Genomic DNA, 731 nt, shown 5'->3' with positions numbered 1-731 from the left:
CAGATAACTGTTTACCGTTTCTACTTTGTTTACGAATACACCCTTAAAGCTGTTTTGTATCATTGACAACTTTTCTCCCAGCCTGAGGTAGTGGAATACAGAGTCCTTTTGATTCATGTTACGAAAGATCTGGGCACGGTAGCGGTACAAGTCTCCCAGTCCGAAGCTGTCTTTCAGCATGGAGTAGTATTGGGCTTTTTTGTTCATTTCCAGGGCCTGGTCGTACATACCCAGTTCGGCGTAGAGATTAGCTTGTTCTCCGTAGGCAATCACTACATTTCCAGGTGCTATGCTGTCGTTGTAAGTGGCTATGGCTTCTTGGTTAGTGGCTATAGCTTTCTCGTATTCGCCACTGAGGTGGTAATAGATGCCCAACCGTGACATTATCCGCAGCATGTTCGGGAAGTTTCCACCTTTCCGGTAGACATCTATTGCTTTTTCCAAAATTTGGATAGCTTTGGGTAGATTGTTTCCGGAGTACATGTAGACACCGCTTATGATTTCTGCCTGCCGGATAAAGTCATTGGCACTGGTACAGACCGGTAACTGGAGGTAGTCTTCTGCCAGTCGGACAGCTTCCGGGTTATTGCCATACAGTTGGTTCAGTCCGGCCTTGAAGCTCAGCAGTTCGTGCGGGCAATGTTCGCGGATGAGGGGATGGTTCCCAATGCTGTCCATATAGTCGATGCCGTCTTTGTATTGTTTGGTGTTTATGTAATTGTTCCCGCAGG

Annotated in this window: 1 protein-coding gene; it reads right to left on the bottom strand. The window is 46.9% G+C overall.

Annotation, left to right across the window (positions count from 1 at the left end; translation table 11 throughout):
- The coding region (locus tag ACFFIX_RS27835; protein ID WP_378939904.1) for a tetratricopeptide repeat protein at positions 1-731 on the bottom strand (731 nt) is incomplete at both ends.

The organism is Metabacillus herbersteinensis (genome assembly GCF_042433335.1).
In the GTDB taxonomy this organism is placed as follows: domain Bacteria; phylum Bacillota; class Bacilli; order Bacillales; family Bacillaceae; genus Metabacillus; species Metabacillus herbersteinensis.
Note: the sequence above shows the minus strand (reverse complement) of the source record. Positions and strands in the feature narration are given on the sequence as shown.